The sequence below is a fragment of the Streptomyces sp. NPDC051569 genome, from assembly GCF_044454085.1.
Classification (GTDB): Bacteria; Actinomycetota; Actinomycetes; order Streptomycetales; family Streptomycetaceae; genus Streptomyces.
The window spans coordinates 75,884-95,058 of sequence record NZ_JBITDJ010000016.1; the positions used below are offsets into that span (position 1 = coordinate 75,884).

Sequence of the window (19,175 nt, forward strand, 5' to 3'; positions counted from 1 at the left end):
ACCCGTGCGGGTGGAGGCCGGTCTTCCGGGAGCGTGTGTCAGGCGTCGATGCGCGAGCGGTCCAGCGTCGCCGCCGAGCTGGTGATGAACTCCTTGCGGGGCGCGACCTCGTTGCCCATCAGCAGGTCGAAGACCTGCTCGGAGGACTCCAGGTCCCCGATGTTGATCCGCCGCAGCGTGCGGTGGCGCGGGTCCATCGTGGTCTCGGCCAGCTGGTCGGCGTCCATCTCGCCGAGGCCCTTGTAGCGCTGGATCGAGTCCTTGATCCGGATGTTCTTGCGCCGGTACTCCAGCAGGGTCTGCCGCAGCTCGTTGTCCGAGTACGTGTACACGTACTTGTCCTGGCCCTTCTTGGGCTGCACCAGTTCGATGCGGTGCAGCGGAGGTACGGCGGCGAAGACCCGGCCCGCCTCCACCATCGGGCGCATGTAGCGCTGGAAGAGCGTGAGCAGCAGGATGCGGATGTGGGCGCCGTCGACATCGGCGTCGACGAGGAGCACGATCTTGCCGTAGCGGGCTGCGTCGATGTCGAAGGTCCGCCCGGAGCCCGCCCCTATGACCTGGATGATCGCACCGCACTCGGCGTTCTTGAGCATGTCCGAGACGGAGGCCTTCTGGACATTGAGGATCTTGCCCCGGATCGGCAGGAGCGCCTGGAACTCGCTGTTCCTGGCGAGCTTCGCCGTACCGAGCGCGGAGTCGCCCTCCACGATGAACAGCTCGCTGCGGTCCACGTCGTCGCTGCGGCAGTCGGCGAGCTTCGCGGGCAGCGAGGAGGACTCCAGCGCCGTCTTCCTGCGCTGCGCGTCCTTGTGCTGGCGGGCGGCGATACGGGTACGGGCGGCGGCGACGGCCTTCTCCAGCACGGCGCGCGCCTGCGCCTTGGCGTCGCGCTTGGTCGACGTCAGGAACTCCTTGAGCTCCTTGGCGATGACAGCGGCGACGATCCGGTTGGCCGCGGACGTGCCGAGGACCTCCTTGGTCTGGCCCTCGAACTGCGGCTCGGCGAGCCGCACCGTGACCACCGCGGTCAGGCCCTCCAGGGCATCGTCCTTGACGATGTCGTCCTCCGCGACGCGCAGCATCTTCGCCGAGCGCAGCACCTCGTTGACCGTCTTGGTCAGCGAACGCTCGAATCCGCTCACATGGGTGCCGCCCTTGGGGGTGGCGATGATGTTGACGAACGACCTGAGCGTCGTGTCGTACCCGGTGCCCCAGCGGAGGGCGACATCGACGCCCAGCTCGCGGGTGACCTCGGTGGGGGTCATGTGCCCCCGCTCGTCGAGGACCGGCACGGTCTCCTTGAAGGTGCCCTGACCGGTCAGGCGCAGGACGTCGCTGACGGCCTTGTCCTGCGCCAGATACTCGCAGAACTCGCTGATGCCGCCGTCGAAGCGGAACGTCTCCTCGACGGTGCCGTTGCCCTCGCTCTCACCGGCGCCCCGCTCGTCCCTGACGACGATGGTCAGCCCGGGGACGAGGAAGGCGGTCTGGCGGGCGCGCTGGTGGAGGTGTTCCAGGGAGAGCTTGGCGTCCTTGAGGAAGATCTGCCGGTCGGCCCAGTAGCGCACGCGGGTGCCGGTGCGGACCTTGGGGACCCGCTTGCCCTTCAGCAGCCCGTTCGCCGGGTCGAACGGGGCGTCGGGGCCCTGCTCGGTGAAGATGCCGGGAACACCGCGCCGGAAGCTGATCGAGTGGGTGGAGCTGTTGCGGTCCACCTCGACGTCCAGCCGGGCGGAGAGGGCGTTGACGACGGAGGCGCCCACGCCGTGCAGACCACCCGAAGCGGCGTACGACCCGCCACCGAACTTGCCGCCGGCGTGCAGCTTGGTCATCACGACCTCGATGCCGGAGAGGCCGGTCTTGGGCTCGATGTCGACCGGGATGCCCCGGCCGTTGTCCTTGACCTCGACCGAGCCGTCCTCATGGAGGATCACCTCGATGTGGTCGCAGTAACCGCCCAGGGCCTCGTCGACGGAGTTGTCGATGATTTCCCAGAGGCAGTGCATCAGGCCGCGGCTGTCCGTCGAGCCGATGTACATACCAGGGCGCTTGCGGACCGCTTCGAGCCCTTCAAGGACGAGCAGGTGCCGCGCGGTGTAGTTGGAACCATCACGGTCTGCGGTCAGCAGCGCACTGGACGGCACGGACGTCTCGGCGGTCACGCGGTTCGCTCCTCGCTGAATTTGGAATCAGGCCCGGTGGGGTAGAGGCCCGTCGTCTGTCACCGGCTAGAGGGTACAGAGGCCTGGTAGAGCGGTTGTCACGCCACCCTCGTCAATTCTCATGCTAGTCCAACGTCGCATAGGTGTTCGATCCCTCGATGGGGTGAAGCCCACATCACGTTCCCTTCCACGCATGAACCATTTAGGCTCCGGGCACGTCCTCATCTACAACCGGCAAGCCAGCCGGGAGGGCGGACCACCCAGACAAGCAACGCGAAACCCGTAGTGCGAAGCCATGCGAAGCAATACGGCTCATTCGCCGCCAATCGTCAGCAGCCGGCCACCACGGAAAGAAGTTTCGAGGAAATGCCGCGAGCGGGAACGTTTTCGGCCTGGTTGGATGTTGACCCTGGTACGACAGCTCGTCGAGCTAGAGAAGAGGCGACGTGACTACTGTTCTGACCCCCGCGAGCCCGCTGACGGCGGCTGACCGCTGCGACCGCTGTGGCGCCCAGGCATATCTGCGCGTCGTCCTGTCCAGCGGTGGTGAACTGCTCTTCTGCGCCCACCACGGACGCAAGTTCGAGCCGGAACTCAAGAAGATCGCCGCGGAAATACAGGATGAGACCGACCGACTGACGGCCGTACCGGCCGGCGGCGGTGAAGAGGAACACTGACACCTCGCATCCACGACGAGCCAAGGGCCCGGTCCTGGACCGGCCGACGGGCGGCCACCCCTGAACACCAGGGACGGCCGCCCGTTCTCGTCACGTACCCCCCGTGACCCAGCCCCCCGTCATCGTGATCAGTCCCCCGTCACCGTGACCATCGCCCCTGTCACCGCCGTGCGCGCGTTCCGAGCGCCTCGGCGACGGGCCGCATGGCCGTGGTGACCCGGGCATAGACCCCCGGGCTCCCCGCCCGGCCACAGCCGCTGCCCCAGGAGACGAGCCCGATAAGCCGCCCCTGGGCCACCAGCGGCCCCCCACTGTCCCCCTGGCAGGCGTCGTGCCCGCCCTGCGGATCGCCCGCGCAGAGCATCGTGGAAGCCTCGTAGCGGCCTCCTGAGCTGCCGGGGTAAGCCCGCTCGCAGCTCGCGTCCGGCAAAACCGTCACGGGCGCCGAGCGCAGCGCGTACGCGTAAGCGCCCCTGCCCGACGTGTCACCCCAGCCGTAGACCTCGGCCGCGGTGCCGGGCGCCGACGCCGGATCACCGGGCTCGGCGGGCCGGATCGCATACCCCTCGGGCAGTGCTTCCGACAGCGTCAGTACGGCCATGTCCGACGCGTTCGTATTCGGGTCGTAGGCCGGATCGACGCGCACGGAGCGCACCGCGACCTCCTGCCCTCCGCCACCGCGCAGCCGCTCACGCCCCGCGATGACCCGGAGATCAGGCAGCTCCCCGGGCGCCGCCCCCAGGACGTCCCGGCCCATGCAGTGCGCGGCCGTCAGCACTTTCGTCGGTGCCACCACCACGCCTCCGCAGAACTGACCGGCCCGGGCGGCCCCGAAACGGGACCGGCTGGACAGGGCGACGGCCCAGGGACTGTCCGTGGCCCGCACCGGCTGACCGCCGATGACCACACTGTCGGCGGCTGCGGGAACGGGCGGGACGAGCGGCAGCACGGCCCCCGCCGCCATCACGGCCAGTCCTCCTGTCAGCATTCGGGCAAGGGGACGGCGCATACAGGCTCCTGACTCTCCGGTGGACTCTGTTCTACCCAGAGTCATCCAACCGGCCGAGTCTCGCACCCCCGGACAGCGCGAGGGCCCGGATTCCGAAAGGAATCCGGGCCCTGAGCGTTTGTGCTTCCGTGCGCCTAGTCGAGGTAGTCGCGCAGCACCTGCGAACGCGACGGGTGACGCAGTTTCGACATCGTCTTCGATTCGATCTGACGGATGCGCTCACGCGTCACGCCGTAGACCTTGCCGATCTCGTCCAGCGTCTTGGGCTGGCCGTCGGTGAGGCCGAAGCGCATGGAGACCACGCCCGCCTCGCGCTCCGAGAGCGTGTCGAGCACCGAGTGCAGCTGCTCCTGGAGGAGCGTGAAGCTCACGGCGTCGGCCGGGACGACGGCCTCGGAGTCCTCGATGAGGTCTCCGAACTCGCTGTCGCCGTCCTCACCCAGGGGGGTGTGCAGCGAGATCGGCTCACGGCCGTACTTCTGGACCTCGATGACCTTCTCGGGGGTCATGTCGAGTTCCTTGGCCAGCTCCTCCGGCGTGGGCTCGCGGCCCAGGTCCTGGAGCATCTGGCGCTGCACGCGCGCCAGCTTGTTGATGACCTCGACCATGTGCACCGGGATACGGATGGTGCGGGCCTGGTCGGCCATGGCGCGGGTGATCGCCTGACGGATCCACCAGGTGGCGTACGTGGAGAACTTGTAGCCCTTGGTGTAGTCGAACTTCTCGACCGCGCGGATCAGACCGAGGTTGCCCTCCTGGATCAGGTCCAGGAAGAGCATGCCGCGGCCGGTGTAGCGCTTGGCCAGCGAGACCACGAGTCGGAGGTTGGCCTCCAGCAGGTGGTTCTTGGCGCGGCGGCCGTCCTCGGCGATGATCTCCAGCTCGCGCTTGAGCTTCGGCGCGAGCTTGTCGGAATTGGCCAGCTTGTCCTCGGCGAACAGGCCGGCCTCGATGCGCTTGGCGAGCTCGACCTCCTGCTCGGCGTTGAGGAGCGGGACCTTGCCGATCTGCTTCAGGTAGTCCTTGACCGGGTCGGCGGTGGCACCGGCGACGGCGACCTGCTGCGCGGGCGCGTCGTCCTCGTCGTCGTCGGAGAGGACGAAGCCCTTGTTCTCGCCTTCGGTCTCCTCCTCCTCGCCCTTGCCGGCTTGGACCTCGTCGGCCAGCTCTTCGCCGTCGACGCCGTCGTCGGAGTCCTTCTTGCCGGCGGTCTTCTTCGCCGTGGTCTTCTTGGCGGCCGTCTTCTTGACCGTCGCCTTCTTGGCCACGGTCTTCTTCGCGGCCGTCTTCCTGGCGGTGGAACCGGCCTCGTCGGCGGACGCGTCCACGGACTCCGCCGTCGAGGCGGCGGTGGCCGCCACGGTCCTCGTCGTGGTGGTCTTGACCGCGACGGTCTTGGTGGCGGTGCGCTTCGCCGGGCTCTTCGCTGCAACGCTCTTGCGGGTTCGCTTCGGCGACTCCGCGGCACTGACCATCAGCGTCACACCCTCTTCCTCGAGGATCTGGTTGAGGCTGCGCAGAACATTCTTCCACTGGGTTGGCGGAATCTGGTCGGCCTCGAAGGCCCGACGCACGTCATCGCCGGCGATCTGCCCATCAGCCTTTCCCCGCTCGATGAGCGCCATCACAGACTCGGACTCGGCGATCTCCGGCGGGAGCGTACGGGATGTGCTGGCCGACACGAACAACCTCTCGGAACGATGGAAACGGCTTCCGGCCCCGCCCGAAAACGGGCCGGAGCCGACGTCCGCCGGCTGGGGATGTCGCCGGCGTCGCGGGGTGGAGCCTCAGAGGTGAATACAGCGCCATGCGCGGCGGTCGTATTCCCTCCTCGGCCATCACCTCTTAGGTCATCGCCCTGCGCCGAAGAGTGTTACGCCCAATCCACGTGGCCCGAGTCACACCTCATTGGCGACAAAGCGACCAGAAGGGCCCAAGGGGGAGATTCGGCGCCCACGCGTGCGTCGCCGAACCCGGAGGTCCGGCGACGCACGGCGCGTACATCCCCCGTACGCCCCGGCCCGGGACCGCGCTCAGTGCTCGCGGGGCGCGGGAACGACGCGCTCCCCTTCCGGGTGAACGGTCAGCAGCTGACGCATGGCCGACTCCGCCGCCTGCGCGTCGCCGGCGGCGAGGGCGTCGACGATCCGCGCGTGGTGGACGAGCGAGGCGTCGGTGGGACGCTCACACCCGGTGACCGGACCGCCGGATACCTGCAGCGCCGAGGAGACGATCCCCGAGAGGTGCTCCAGCATGCGGTTCCCGGCGAGCTGGATCAGCAGCGAGTGATATTCGGCGTCCGCCCTGGTAAAGGTGATCGAGTCGCCCTGCGCGAGGGCATGACCCATGATCTCCACCATGTCCGAGAGCCTCTGCTGGACATCCTCCCGGCCATGGCCGGCCGCCAGACGCGCGGCAAGGGGCTCGATCGTCCAGCGCAGCTCGCTCAGCTCCCGGCGCTGGTCGTCACGCTGCGGCCCGAAGGCGCGCCACTCGATGATGTCGGGGTCCAGCAGATTCCAGTCGCTGACCGGGCGGACACGGGTACCGACATTGGGGCGGGCGCTCACGAGGCCCTTGGCCTCGAGAACGCGCAGCGACTCCCGCACCACCGTGCGGGAGACCTCGAAGCGCTGGCCGATCTCCTCGGGCACGAGCGGCCGGTCGGCGCCCAGGTCGCCGGAGACGATCATCTGGCCGAGCTGCTGGACGAGCTGCCCGTGCAGCCCCCGGCCGCGACTGCTCGTCGTACGGCGTCCCACCCGGCCCAGATCGGTGTCGGCGCCCTCCCAGACGGGTGCGTTCACGCGGTCGGCGCCGGGCGCCTCCGCGAAGGGGTAGCGGTCGAGTTCGCCCGGGCCGGAGAGGCCGGACTCGACGGAGCGGGCGGCGGTCATCATGGTGTGCGCAAGGGTACTCACGCATCCTTTGTCGGCGTTGATTCCCCCAGTCTTGAGGTCTTTGGTGAAAAGCACACGAAAGGGTGATCGGCGTTCCCCCCTCGATTGACGCCTTATCGTAAAGAAGCGGCCGTTATCAGGGGAGTTCCGGACAGGACGACACACTCCGGTCGTTCTGTGGTCACCAACGGGCCCTGCGGCGAAGGCCGGTGAGCAGATATGCGCAGAGCAGAGCCGACAGCGACAACGTCAGCGCCGCGGCGACGGGTTGGGCGACGAGTCTGACCGTGGCCATCAGCCATCGGTCGGCCTCGCGCGGCCACTGCAGCCACGCCAGCTCCCGCAGCCTGCCGGGAAGTCCGGCGACCGAACGCGCGGACGGACCGGCGAGAGCCTTCTGTACGAGGGGGACCACCAGCACGGGCACGGCGATGACCGCGGCCACTCCGGCGGCCGTGACCCGGAAGACCCCGGCGCCCAGCAGCCCGGCCCAGGCGCAGCCGACGGCGAGTCCGGCCCAGCCGGCGCCCAGCGCGAACCAGTCGTCCGGTACGGGGACGGCGTCGGCGCCGTAGACGAGACGCAGGGCCCCGGCGTCCGCCACCACCGCCAGGAGAGCGAGCAGCAGAGCCGTACCGGCCGTCACGGCGAGCTTGGCGAGCAGGAGGCCGAGCCGGCGCGGGACGGTGCCCCGGGCGCCCGCGAGAGCGGGATAGCGGAACTCGTCGCCGAAGGAGAACGCCCCCAGCAGCCCCGCGCCGAGGGCGGCTGGGGGCAGGGGCAGGATCGCGGGCCACGCGGCGAGCAGGTCGGCCAGGGGGGTGCCGCCGGTACGGGCGAGGGGCACGGCGAGGGCGACGGACGCCACGAGGACGGCGGCCATGATGAGCGGCGCGGTGCGGACGCCGAGCATGCGGCGCAATTCGTAGCGGACCGGCCTGAGCGGGCTGCGGGCGGGCCGTGACGACAGGGGGGGCGGGAGCGGGCCGGAACCGTCGGTGATCGCGTCGGCCGGGCGCCGCTCCGCCTCGGGGGCCGGGGCGGGAGCGGGAACGGCGGCGACAGGACCGGGGCCCGTGTCGCCGACCTCGTCGGCGAGCTGGTGGACGAGAACGCCGTGCCGGAAGGCGGTCTCACCGATCTCCGGGCAGCTGCTGCCGTAGACGGTGAGGTGGCTGCCGGCCTCGGCGACCACTTCGACCGAGCGGCGGTCGGCGCGGGCCTCCCGGCTCAGCGCGTCGGCGAGACGGGCGGCGTGCGGCGTCCTGACGGCGACACGGGGGCGCAGTCTGGTGCGGGCGAAGGAGGCGCCGTCCTGGTCGGCCACCAGGCGTCCCCCGTCGATGGTGACCACCCGGTCGGAGGTGCGGGCGGCCTCCTTGGGGTCGCTGGTGGTGTATAGGACGGTGCCCCCCTGGGCGGCGTGGGCGCGCAGCAGTCCGGACAGCCAGCTGTTCTCCCGGGGCGAGAGGCCCGCCGACGGTGCGTCGAGCAGCAGGGTGTGCGGATCGCCCAGCAGCGCGGAGGCGAGCCCGAGTCTGCGCTCCATACCGAGCGAGAGGGCGCCGAGGCGTTCGTCGCGCAGAGCGCCGAGGCCGACGACTTCGAGGAGTTCGTCGGCGCGTGCGGCGGGCACCCCGGCGGCGGCGCAGAGCATCCGGAGCTGCCCCCGCGCGGTACGGGCGGGGTGACCGGGCACGTCACCGAGGAGCACGCCGACCTCGCGCGCCGGGTGGGCGAGCCGGTGGAGCGGACGGCCGCGGAAGTACGCGACACCGCGTCCGGGTTCGAGTTCGAGCATCAGCCGCAGCGCGGTGGTCTTGCCCGCGCCGGGGGCCCCGAGAAGCGCCGTGACCGAGCCGGCCCGGGCCTCGAAAGTCAGATCGTCCACGGCGGGCGTGAGGTCTCGACGGGGCTTGCTGGTCAGTCCGATGGCCTGGAGCATCGCTTCTCTCGCGGGGAGGTGAGACCGCTCGGCGGCAGGGCGGGTACCGCAGCAAGATAACGCGATATGTCCGACTTGTGGCGCAGGTGAGCCCTCAGCCGTCCCGGTGTCCGCGACGGGGATGCCCCCGGGCGGGGCCCTCAGACCTCGGGCCGCAGCATCGGCGGATTGAGCACGGTCGCTCCTCCGGCCCGGAACAGCTGCGCGGGCCGGCCGCCCTGCCGGGTGGTGGTCCCCCCGGAGGGGACCAGGAATCCGGGGGTGCCGGTCACCTTGCGGTGGAAGTTGCGCGGGTCCAGCACCACGCCCCACACGGCCTCATAGACCCTGCGCAGCTCCCCGACGGTGAACTCGGACGGACAGAAGGCCGTGGCGAGCGAGGAGTACTCGATCTTGGAGCGGGCCCGCTCCACCCCGTCCGCGAGGATCCGCGCGTGGTCGAAGGCGAGCTGCGCGGGCAGTTCGTCCTCGCGGGCGAAGCCGCCCTCCTTGTTGAGCAGGTCCTCGACGGGGGCCCAGCGGGCGCTGTTGGCGTCGCCTCCGGCTCGGGGCGCGGGAAGATCGGGCGAGAGCGCCAGGTGGGCCACACTGACCACCCGCATCCGGGGATCCCGACCGGGATCTCCGTAGGTGGCGAGCTGTTCGAGGTGGGCGGCGTTCCCGGGGGCCGGGGACAGCGGATCGTGCGCGCGCAGGCCGGTCTCCTCGACCAGCTCGCGCGCGGCCGCGGCGGCGAGATCCTCATCGCCTCTGACAAAACCGCCGGGCAGCGCCCACCGGCCCTGGAACGGCGGCTCTCCGCGCCGTACGACCAGCGCGCAGAGCGCGTGGCGGCGCACGGTGAGCACCACCAGGTCGACGGTGACAGCGAAGGGCGGGAAGGCCGACGGGTCGTAGGGCGACATGCCGTGATCATAGTCGTCTCCCTGACGATAAACACTCCTTCCGTCTCTGACAGTGACCGCTTCTCGGCCATCCTCACGGCCGGGGCGCACCCGGCCGGCCGGGATGCTCACTCGGCTCGCACCCCCAGCTGGAGACCGGCGGCCGCTTCCTCGACCATCCCCAGCCCGAGCCGGCTGACCCGTACCGAGAAGGGCTCCCCGGCGACCCGCAGCCCGGTGAGCTGGACCGCCCCGAGCGGGGCGCCGGGCAGGGGGCGCAGCGCGACCGTTCCGGCCGGCGCGTCGGGACGGATCCCGGCGAGCGTCGTCAGCAGATGGATCCCGGCGGCGGCGGCCACCGCCGCCGGACGGCACGCGGCGGGATGGGGCACGGGCGCACCGCCGACGCTCCGCCGCTCCCCCGCGTACATCTCGGGCAGCCGGTGGTCGAACGCCTCGGACGCCTCCAGCAGACCGCGCAGCAGGGAGACCGCCTCCTTCGTGTGTCCGGCGGCGGCCAGGCCCGCGATCGCGACAACCGTCTCGTGCACCCGCACCGCGCCCGCCCGGTGGCCGAACGGATTGTGTCCGGGCTCCTTGCCGCCGAGACCGCGCAGCCCCCAGCCGGAGTCGAGCGCGGGGCCGCCGAGCAGGGCGGCCAGCCGCTCGGTCGCGGGAGCGTCCAGCAGCCCCGGTGCCTGCTTCCCCTCGCCGAGCAGACCGGTGTCCAGGAGGTGCGCGGCGCCGGCGTTCAGATAGGGCAGCAGCCGGCCGTCGGGAGAGCGGGCGGCCGCCGGCCGCCCACCGGCGCGGTCGTCGATCCAGAACGTCTCCCGGAAGCGCCGTCGCAGCGCGGCCGCCCAGTCGCGCCAGTCGTCGGCTCCCGGCCGCCCGCATGCCTCCAGCAGATCGGCCCCGAGCAGGGCCGCGCGGTGCGCGTGCGCCTGGGTCTCGGCACGCTGCGGCCCGGCGGGGCCCGGTTCCGCCAGCAGCCCGCTGTCGCCCACCGCGGCGCGCAGCCAGTGCAGGCAGCGCTCGGCCGCCGGAAGCAGTTCGGCGAGCTCCTGCTCGGGCAGTCCCCAGCGGCGCGCCTCGGCGAGGACCACCGGGAAGGCGAGCGTCGCCTCGACGCCCGTACAGCTGGGGGGCAGATGCGGACCGGCGTCCCGCAGGGGGCCCGGAAGCCGTCCGAAGTCGCCTCCCGGGCCTCTGAACTGGCCGCGGACGAGCGTGCGCAGTGTGGCCGCGGCCAGCCGGGTGCCGAGCGGGAGGGCCATCCGCGCGGCCCAGAGGGCTTCCGCGGCGGGTGGCCCGCAGCGCCAGGGCACGCCTGCGGCGAGGTACACGTCCGCGGGGCCACCGGGGCCGCGCAGCAGCAGTGCGCGGAGGTCGCCGAGGCAGACGGCGAACAGCTTTCGCAGACGTGGGTCGTCGCCGTCGGCCGCCGCGTCGGGCAGCGGGTCGCTCCCGGTGCGGCCCACCGGCCGGGCCGGGCGCGCCGGACGGCCTGAGCGACCCGAGCGGATCCGCAACTCGATGGTGCGGGACGCTCCGGGCCCCAGCTCCATGTCCCAGCGCAGCACCCCCGCCGAAGCGAGCGCGTCGCCGGGCGCGGGGTCGGCGCTGACGACGGCGTGTGCGCCGTCGGCCGCCGACCAGCGCAGCCCTGTGGCGTGTACGCCGGCGGGAAGCGCGGGCCCGGCACGGCCGGCCGCGACGGTGGCCAGTTCCGCGAGATCTGTCCCGAGCGCGATCTCCACCGGGATCCTGCGGGCCCGGCGGGCGGAGTTGTGCAGGGTGATGCGTTCCGTGCCGTCGGCGTCCCGCAGTCGTTCGACACTGAGCTCCGGATCGGGGCCGGCGTCGGCAGGGGTGCGGACCACGGCCAGGAACCGCGCTCGGTCGGCCGCGACCATCCTGCCCTGCAGCGGAACGGGCTCCCGTCCGGCGATCCGCAGTCGGCAGCGGGACAGCAGCCGCCGGCCCGACCCGTAGACCCCTTCCAGTCCCTCGCCGGTGAGCTGGCCGTCATCGGGTGAGACCGCGAAGTGCGGCAGGGCGACGCAGAGGAGCAGGTGATGTACGGCGGGCAGTTCGCCCGGCGGTGGCGCCTTCCGCGCTGCCCCGAAGGGCACGGCACGCGACGGTTCGCTGCTTGCTGGAGGGACGGTGAGAGCCATGAGTGGTCTGCTGTGCCTTCTGTGCGCTCCGGAGAGCCACCGCGTCCGCGACGGCGCGGATCGTACGAATCCGCCATTGAGGTGAACGCCCGTACGGGCGGGCGGGTCACGGCCGTCACCGCCCGCTCCTGGTTCCGCGCTGTCCGCTCCGCCGTCCGCCCCGGTCGCGGGTCCCGGCGGCACCCGGGCGCGGCCGGGCGGGCGGCACCGCCTTGCCTGTCACGGGCGTGCGCACCGGACGGGCCTTCGGCCGCCTGGCCGCGCCGAGCGTGCCGCGCGCACGGCGTGTGCCAGGTGGGCCGGATGTGGCACGCGCGCCGGAGCGGGCACGCGCTGCGCGCTCGCCGCGCAGACAGCGGCGCAAGGCCTCGGGATCCAGTCCTTCGTTGCATGCCTGATGGAGCAGTTGGGCGAAGACGTATTGCGGGTCGAGTCGCAGGGCGAGCCCGAGGGCCACCCGGGCACCGGGTTCGTCGCCGGTGGACCAGGCGACCCAGCCGGCCAGGGTCAGCGGGGCGGTCGCGTGCTCGGCGTACGGGCCGACGCAGCGGCGGGACAGCGCTCGCCAGAGCCGTAACGCCGGCTCCGCCTCGGCTCCCTCCATCCACTCCGCCGCCCGGTCCCGTGTCTCGCGGTCCTGCAGGCCGAGGATGACAGCGGCGGCCTCGTCATGGCTGATCAGCCCGTCGTCCTCGGCATCCGTAGGGGCCGGGCCGCCGCTCGTCGCCTCGCCGAAGCGCTTCATGAGCCCGCGCGCCAGCCGCAGAGTCTCCGTACCCACCTGTTCACGGTCTCCCCCGCTCAGAATCCTGGGCACGAGGGCGGCGCCCGCGTCGTCCATGGCCCTTTCCTGCTCACCGGCGTCAGGGGTACGCCAGGGCTCCAGCCGGGCCTCCATGTCCCGCAGGGATCCGCGCACCTGGACTCCGGCATAGGTGGCGGCGGCGGCCATCACCGACGTGCCGGGCAGGGCCAGGACGTTCCCTTCCGGCGGACAGCAGCGGACATCGGGGCAGCAGTAGGACCAGAAGCGGCCGTCGGAGACACAGAGCGCCTCGTGCACGGGCACGTCGAGCGCCCCGCACGCGGTCCGCAGCCGCTGGGCGAGCGGGCGCAGCCGCTCCATCACCTGCCGCCCTGTCTCCCCGCCCTCCGGGTCCTGGCAGACGAAGACGACAACGCCGTCGGGGCGGGCGCCGCGCCGCTCGCTGCCCTCGATGAGGCATTCGGCGAGTTGCTCGGCCACCGGGGGCCACTCATGCGGCGAGCGGGGGATGCCGAGCCTGAGCCGTCCGCCGAAACGGCCCCGGTCTCCGTGCAGTGCGGCCATGACGATCGAGTCGGTGGGATGGAAACCCAGCAAGTACGGAAGGGCGTCGGCGAGTTCCGCCGGACTGCGCAAGGTGATCTGCTGCCCTTCGGCGGATCCGGTCGGTTCGTGGTGTTTGTTCATGGCACGACCGTCCCGCGTCGGGCCGTCATGCGCGACCCCTGTGGATAACGTTATCCACAGGGGCTCGGCCGCATTCGCGGTTTGTCCGGGCCATCGGGTTGCATGGGGGCATGACCAACGCAGACCGCGCAGCTCTCCGGGCCTCGGCCGACTCCGTTCTCGCCCGACTCGTCGGTGATCCGACCGGCGCCGCGCGGTTGCGCGGGGACCAGTGGCGGGCCATCGAGGCGCTCGTCGCCGACCAGCGCAGAGCGCTGGTCGTCCAGCGGACCGGCTGGGGCAAGTCCGCGGTGTATTTCGTGGCGACCTCGCTGCTGCGCGAGCGCGGCGCGGGGCCGACCGTGATCGTGTCGCCGCTGCTGGCGCTGATGCGCAACCAGGTGGAGGCCGCGGCGCGGGCCGGTATCCGGGCCCGGACGATCAATTCCTCCAACGCGGAGGAGTGGGACACGATTCAGGACGAGGTGGCCGCGGGGGAGGTCGACGTCCTGCTGGTGAGTCCGGAGCGGCTGAACAATCCGGACTTCCGCGACCAGGTCCTTCCCCGGCTGGCCGCCGCGACCGGGCTGCTGGTCGTCGACGAGGCGCACTGCATCTCCGACTGGGGCCACGACTTCCGGCCGGACTACCGCCGGCTGCGGACCATGCTCGCGGAGCTTCCGCCGGGCGTTCCGGTCCTCGCGACCACCGCCACGGCGAACTCCCGGGTGACCGCCGATGTGGCGGAGCAGCTGGGCACGGGCGCGGGGACGGACGCTCTGGTGCTGCGCGGGCCGCTGGACCGGGAGAGTCTCAGCCTCCATGTCCTCCGGCTGCCGGACGCCGCTCATCGGCTGGCCTGGCTGGCCGACCACCTGGGCGAGCTCCCCGGATCCGGGATCATCTACACCCTGACGGTCGCGGCGGCCGAGGAGGTCACGGCGTACCTGCGGCAGTGCGGGCACACGGTCACCTCGTACACCGGCCGGACGGAGAACGCCGACCGGCAGCAGGCGGAGGATGATCTGCTGGCGAATCGCGTGAAGGCGCTGGTGGCCACGTCCGCGCTGGGCATGGGCTTCGACAAGCCGGACCTCGGATTCGTGGTGCACCTCGGGTCGCCCTCCTCACCCATCGCGTACTACCAGCAGGTGGGCCGCGCGGGCCGTGGGGTGGAGCACGCCGAGGTACTGCTGCTGCCAGGCAAGGAGGACGAGGCGATCTGGCAGTACTTCGCCTCGGTGGCCTTCCCGCCCGAGGAGCTCGTCCGCCGCACACTCGACGTGCTGGACGGGGCCGGCCGGCCGCTGTCGCTGCCCGCCCTGGAGCCGCTGGTCGAGCTGCGGCGTACCCGGCTGGAGACGATGCTCAAGGTCCTCGACGTGGACGGGGCGGTCCGCAGGGTGAAGGGCGGCTGGCACACCACGGGGCAACCGTGGGTGTACGACACCGAGCGGTACGCGTGGGTGGCGCGTCAGCGGGAGGCCGAACAGCGGTCGATGCGCGAGTACGCGTCGACGGGCGGCTGTCGGATGGAGTTCCTGCGGCGGCAGCTCGATGACGAGGAGGCCGTCCCCTGCGGGCGGTGTGACAACTGCGCGGGGGTCCGGTTCGAGGCCAAGGTGAGTGCCGCGGCCCTGGACGCGGCACGCGGCGAGCTGGGCAGGCCGGGCGTGGAGGTGGAGCCGCGCAAGATGTGGCCGACCGGGCTCGCGGCGGTCGGCATCGACCTCAAGGGACGCATTCCACAGGGTGAACAGGCCTTCGCGGGAAGAGCGTTGGGACGACTCTCCGACATCGGCTGGGGCAACAGGCTCCGTCCGATGCTCGCGGAGCGGGCCCCGGACGGCCCGGCACCCGACGATGTGGTGAACGCCGTGGTGAGCGTGCTCGCCGACTGGGCCAAGGGACCGGGGGGATGGGCGTCCGGCGCTGCCGACGCGCCGCCCAGGCCCGTCGGGATCGTGACGGTGGCCTCGTACGACAGGCCGCGGCTCGTCGGATCGCTCGGCAGCCGCATCTCGGAGGTGGGCAGGCTGCCGCTGCTCGGGACGGTCGAGTACGCGCCGGGTGCGGGTGACGCCCCCATCTCCCGCACCAACAGCGCTCAGCGGGTGCGGGCCCTTCACGAGGCGCTGACCGTGCCACCCGTACTGGCCCGAGCACTCACGTCGGCCGGTGGCCCCGTCCTGCTCGTCGACGATCTCTCCGACAGCGGCTGGACGCTCGCGGTGGCCACGCGACTGCTGCGCAAAGCCGGAGCGGAGGGAGTGTTTCCGCTGGTCCTTGCCGTTCAGACGTGACGAAAGGCATCACCCGTGGCCGCTCTGGGCAGGGATATGAGTGTCATACCAGAGCATTACGGTCAGCAGTGTCAATTGCTCGTTGCCGCACGCGCATACGCCAGGAAGAATCGGAACTGCCCCCCGCACGGCCCGGTCGTGGTCCGCAAGGGCTGTGCCGCGGAGCGTCCCCACCCGACCCTGCCCGCACTGTGGGCGCGTATGCGAAGGGAGGAACGTGACCTTCGGATTCGCTTCGTCCGCAGCCACTTCGATCACCACGCCCGCCGATTCCGTCAGCCACCTCGCCAGGATGCTCGAACCGGCCGAATGGGCCGCGGCGGGGATACCCCTGCTGCGCGATCCGCGTGAGGTCGTCAGCGGCCTGCACAGCCGGCACCACCCGACTCCGGCGACCGCCGTCGTGGCCGTGCTCGACCATGAGGAACGGCTCATCGCCAGCGCCTCGTTCACCCCGCGCGCCACGCAGGTGGACGGCTGGGAGTTCCGCAACGCGCTGCTGGCGCAGTTGCGCCGTGTCATCCCGCACGATCTGCGCCGCCGCGCACCCGTGCGCACCGCCGTCCTGCTCTACTGCCGTGACGGTGACGAACGCTGGACGCGGGAGGACGGGGCCTGGATGTGGGGGCTGCGGGACGCCTGCACCCTGCACGGTCTGCGGTGCGGTGCGTACATCACGCTGACGCGGGGCGGCTGGCAGGTGCTGGGCGAAGGACGCGGGGGCCGTCGGCCAAGCTCCGAATCCCCGCCGGCCGCTCTGGCGCGGACGCTGTCCGACACCGGCCCCGCACTGCTGCGCGGTGGCGGCGGCGCCGTGGAGGCGCTGCGCCGCACGGCCGCCCGCTGAGCGGCCGGGCCGCCGCCGCGCGCCGGGTCCGTCACGGCGGCGGCCCGGCCGCCCCCTGAACGGGCAGCCGGGTCACGACCGGGACGTACGACCCACGCGCGCGGAGGCGCACCGAGCGGGGTGCGGCTCAGACGCCGGCGCCCAGGAGGGCGTTGATCCGCTCGGCGTCACCGCACACGACCAGCAGGGTGGCGGCCCGCTCCCTGGCCAGCGGCAGCAGCTGGGAGAAGGCGTCGTCACCGCCTCCGTTGACCGCCACGACCACGACGGGCCGGGACTGCGCGCGGGCGACGGCGGCGGCACCGGCGAAGAAGACGTCCTCGCGGGCGTCGTGCTGGGCCCAGTAGGCGGTTTCCCCGAAGGACAGCTCGTGGACCGCCCACGGGTGCTGCTCACCGGTGGTGAGCACCAGGATGTCGCCCGGCGCCCGACCGGAGTCGAGCAGCAGGTCGACCGCCTCTTCCGCGGCGTCGAGCGCCCCGTCCACCGGAGCCGGGATCAGCTGGATCTGGGGAGTGGAAGGGGTGCTGGGCCCGGGCGCCTGGGGCTGCCCGGCGGAGCTGTGCGAGCGCTGCGCCGGCGGCGCGGGCCTCGCGGGACCGGGGCCCGGACGTCCGGGACGCGGCGTGGACGCGGAGCGCGGACCGGGTACGGGACGCGGACCGGGTACAGGACGAGGGGTCTGCGCGGCGTGGCCGGTGGCCGGCGTAGCGCTGGAACCCTGGGCTCTCTCGTGAATCTGAGACTCCTCGGGGATGAGAGGCATGACGGGGATGTCTATCAAACGCCGGTGGGAAAAGCACCGACGGGTGGGCACATTCGCACCCTTGCCTGCGGCCGGGGGGCACGCAGGCCGGAACAGGCCGGAAAGTTCACCGGATGTTTCAGAAATCGAAGCCGAGTTGGCCCCCGCTTTCCAGAGCGACGGCCTCCGGAGCGGCCCGGACCTTCTTGAGGTGCCGCCACCGGGGCAGCGCGTCGAGATAGGACCAGGAGAGCCGGTGCTGCGGCGTCGGCCCCCGCTCCGCCAGTGCCGCCTTGTGCACCGGCGAGGGATAACCGGCGTTGGCGCCGAAGGCGAAGGGGGTGTACTCGTCGGACCCCGCGCCCAGTTCGGCCATCATCGCGTCCCTGCGCACCTTGGCGATGACCGAGGCCGCCGCCACCGAGACGCAGGACTGGTCGCCCTTGATGACCGTACGCACCTGCCAGGGCCCTCCGAGATAGTCGTGCTTGCCGTCGAGGATCACCGCGTCGGGCCGTACCGGCAGCGCCTCCAGGGCGCGTACGGCGGCGAGCCGCAGCGCCGCGGTCATCCCGAGGGCGTCGATCTCCTCCGGGGAGGCGTGCCCGAGGGCGTACGAGGTGACCCAGCTCTCCAGCTCACCGGCCAGCTCGGTACGGCGCTTGGGGTTGATCAGCTTGGAGTCGGTGAGTCCGGCCGGGGGTCTGCGCAGTCCGGTGACGGCCGCGCACACCGTGACCGGCCCGGCCCACGCTCCGCGTCCGACTTCGTCGACGCCAGCGATGATCCTGGCGTCGGTGGTGGCCCGGAGCGAGCGCTCGACGGTGTGCGTGGGTGGTTCGTACGGCATGGCGCGAGCAAGATTACGCCGCCCGAAGACGTCGCGACAGACCGGGTACCGGCCGTCCCTCGCGGAGCCCTCCGGTGGGGTGTCCCGGATCCGCTCCCTGGCGCGGATCCGGGACTCTCCGTGACCGGTCCGCCATCGGCCGGGACCGGTGACATCGGCGAACGGAGCCGAGCAGCCCCGGCGCGTGCGGGCACGGGGGGCGCCTCCTTGAGGGCCACCCGACGGGTCGCGCTCGCGCGAGGATCTCCCGGGCCCTGCCCGCGCCCGACCGGGCCGAAGACCGACCGGCCCGAAGACCGACCGGGCCGGGACGTCAGCGGCCCCCGGCCGCCGGCAGGCCGTTGGTCAGCCAGCCGGGGAGGTCTTCCGTCTGTTCCAGCCAGCGCCCCGGCGGCGCCCCTGCCGCCCCGGCGGAGATCACGCCCCCGACGATGGCGCAGTTGGTGTCCACATCGCCGCCCACCTGGGCCGTGGTCCAGAATCCCCGCTCGAAGTCGCCGAGGGCCCGCACCGCCGACCAGAGGGCGAACGGCACGGTGTCCTGCGCGCTGGTGCGCCGCCCGCGGCCGAGGACCGATGCGACCGTGTCGGCGTCACCGTGATCGAGCATGCCCCGTGCCCGCCGAAGCCCCGCTCCCACCGCGCCGCGTGGCACCAGCGCGACGACGGCGTCGAGCAGTTCCTCCGGTGCGGGCGGCCCCGCCGGGTCCGCCGCGAGCGCCGCCGCGGCGGCCACCGCCATGGCGCCCGCCACGGCCTCGCGGTGCTGGTGTGTGGTGTACGCGGAGATCTCGGCCTGCTGTGCGGCCTGCTCGGGGTCTCCGGCGTACCAGGCGCCGAGCGGCGCGATCCGCATCGCGGCCCCGTTGCCCCACGAGCCCTGGCCGTCGAAGAGCCCTGCGGCCAGCTCGCCCCAGTCGCCGCCCTCCCGGACGAGCCGGAGCATCCGGTTGACGGCGGGGCCGTAACCGCGGTCGAAGTCGTGGTGCTCGGCGAAGGAGTGCGCGAGCGCGTCCTGGTCGATGCGGCCGTGCCCGGCCAGCACGGCCAGGACCGAGGCGCCCATCTCGGTGTCGTCGGTCCACTGCCAGGGGCTCGGCGGCAGCTCCCGCCGCTTCAGCAGGGGATGGTTCGAAGGTACGAAGAACTGGGAGCCCAGGGCGTCTCCCACGGCCAGTCCGCGCAGGCTGGCCAGGGCGCGTTCGCAGCGCCGGTCGGATGTCGTGTCAGCGGTCATC

At 72.1% G+C, this 19,175-nt stretch carries 14 protein-coding genes; 3 read left to right on the forward strand and 11 right to left on the reverse strand.

Annotation, left to right across the window (positions count from 1 at the left end):
• Positions 1-38: 38 nt before the first annotated feature.
• On the reverse strand, positions 39-2,165 hold the full coding sequence (locus tag ACIBAE_RS21780; RefSeq protein ID WP_399287999.1) for a type IIA DNA topoisomerase subunit B: 2,127 nt from the start codon (positions 2,163-2,165) through the stop codon (positions 39-41).
• 446 nt (positions 2,166-2,611) lie between these two features.
• Between ACIBAE_RS21780 and ACIBAE_RS21785 the strand changes: the two genes are divergently transcribed.
• Positions 2,612-2,842 (forward strand): hypothetical protein, encoded by a 231-nt coding sequence (locus ACIBAE_RS21785; RefSeq protein WP_040025353.1) that lies wholly within the window; start codon positions 2,612-2,614, stop codon positions 2,840-2,842.
• Positions 2,843-3,002: 160 nt separating this feature from the next.
• Here ACIBAE_RS21785 and ACIBAE_RS21790 read toward each other — a convergent pair whose 3' ends face one another.
• From ACIBAE_RS21790 to ACIBAE_RS21820, 7 genes are all read right to left on the reverse strand, one after another.
• Positions 3,003-3,851, reverse strand: coding sequence for a serine protease (locus ACIBAE_RS21790; RefSeq protein ID WP_399288003.1), 849 nt, complete (start codon positions 3,849-3,851; stop codon positions 3,003-3,005).
• Positions 3,852-3,985: 134 nt separating this feature from the next.
• A complete protein-coding gene (locus ACIBAE_RS21795) occupies positions 3,986-5,533 on the reverse strand; it encodes an RNA polymerase sigma factor (protein WP_399288006.1) in 1,548 nt (515 codons plus the stop codon).
• 351 nt (positions 5,534-5,884) lie between these two features.
• A complete protein-coding gene (locus ACIBAE_RS21800; protein ID WP_399288009.1) occupies positions 5,885-6,772 on the reverse strand; it encodes a FadR/GntR family transcriptional regulator in 888 nt (295 codons plus the stop codon).
• A 160-nt stretch (positions 6,773-6,932) separates the two neighbouring features.
• The gene (locus ACIBAE_RS21805; RefSeq protein ID WP_399288012.1) at positions 6,933-8,696 is read right to left on the reverse strand and encodes an ATP-binding cassette domain-containing protein; all 1,764 of its coding nucleotides are present in this window, start codon (positions 8,694-8,696) and stop codon (positions 6,933-6,935) included.
• A 140-nt stretch (positions 8,697-8,836) separates the two neighbouring features.
• Complete coding sequence (locus tag ACIBAE_RS21810; RefSeq protein ID WP_399288015.1) at positions 8,837-9,601, reverse strand: NUDIX domain-containing protein; 765 nt, start codon at positions 9,599-9,601, stop codon at positions 8,837-8,839.
• Positions 9,602-9,708: 107 nt separating this feature from the next.
• Positions 9,709-11,760 carry a glycogen debranching N-terminal domain-containing protein gene (locus ACIBAE_RS21815; RefSeq protein ID WP_399288017.1) on the reverse strand — a complete coding sequence of 684 codons (2,052 nt, stop codon included), beginning with the start codon at positions 11,758-11,760 and terminating at the stop codon, positions 9,709-9,711.
• Positions 11,761-11,875: 115 nt separating this feature from the next.
• The gene (locus ACIBAE_RS21820) at positions 11,876-13,213 is read right to left on the reverse strand and encodes a DUF4192 domain-containing protein (RefSeq protein WP_399288020.1); all 1,338 of its coding nucleotides are present in this window, start codon (positions 13,211-13,213) and stop codon (positions 11,876-11,878) included.
• 110 nt (positions 13,214-13,323) lie between these two features.
• Here ACIBAE_RS21820 and ACIBAE_RS21825 point away from each other — a divergent pair, with 110 nt between their 5' ends.
• Together ACIBAE_RS21825 and ACIBAE_RS21830 are read left to right on the forward strand one after the other, a co-directional pair.
• Positions 13,324-15,495: a RecQ family ATP-dependent DNA helicase gene (locus ACIBAE_RS21825; protein ID WP_399288023.1), complete on the forward strand. Its 2,172-nt coding sequence runs from the start codon at positions 13,324-13,326 to the stop codon at positions 15,493-15,495.
• Positions 15,496-15,712: 217 nt separating this feature from the next.
• On the forward strand, positions 15,713-16,342 hold the full coding sequence (locus ACIBAE_RS21830) for a hypothetical protein (protein ID WP_399288026.1): 630 nt from the start codon (positions 15,713-15,715) through the stop codon (positions 16,340-16,342).
• A 127-nt stretch (positions 16,343-16,469) separates the two neighbouring features.
• Here the strand turns inward: ACIBAE_RS21830 and ACIBAE_RS21835 are convergent, their stop codons facing one another.
• From ACIBAE_RS21835 to ACIBAE_RS21845, 3 genes are all read right to left on the reverse strand, one after another.
• Entirely contained in the window at positions 16,470-17,108 is a 639-nt protein-coding gene (locus ACIBAE_RS21835; protein WP_399288029.1) for a hypothetical protein, read from the reverse strand.
• Between the two features lie 118 nt (positions 17,109-17,226).
• Positions 17,227-17,937: a ribonuclease HII gene (locus ACIBAE_RS21840; RefSeq protein ID WP_399288032.1), complete on the reverse strand. Its 711-nt coding sequence runs from the start codon at positions 17,935-17,937 to the stop codon at positions 17,227-17,229.
• Positions 17,938-18,250: 313 nt separating this feature from the next.
• Positions 18,251-19,174: an ADP-ribosylglycohydrolase family protein gene (locus tag ACIBAE_RS21845; protein WP_399288035.1), complete on the reverse strand. Its 924-nt coding sequence runs from the start codon at positions 19,172-19,174 to the stop codon at positions 18,251-18,253.
• Position 19,175: the final 1 nt, after the last annotated feature.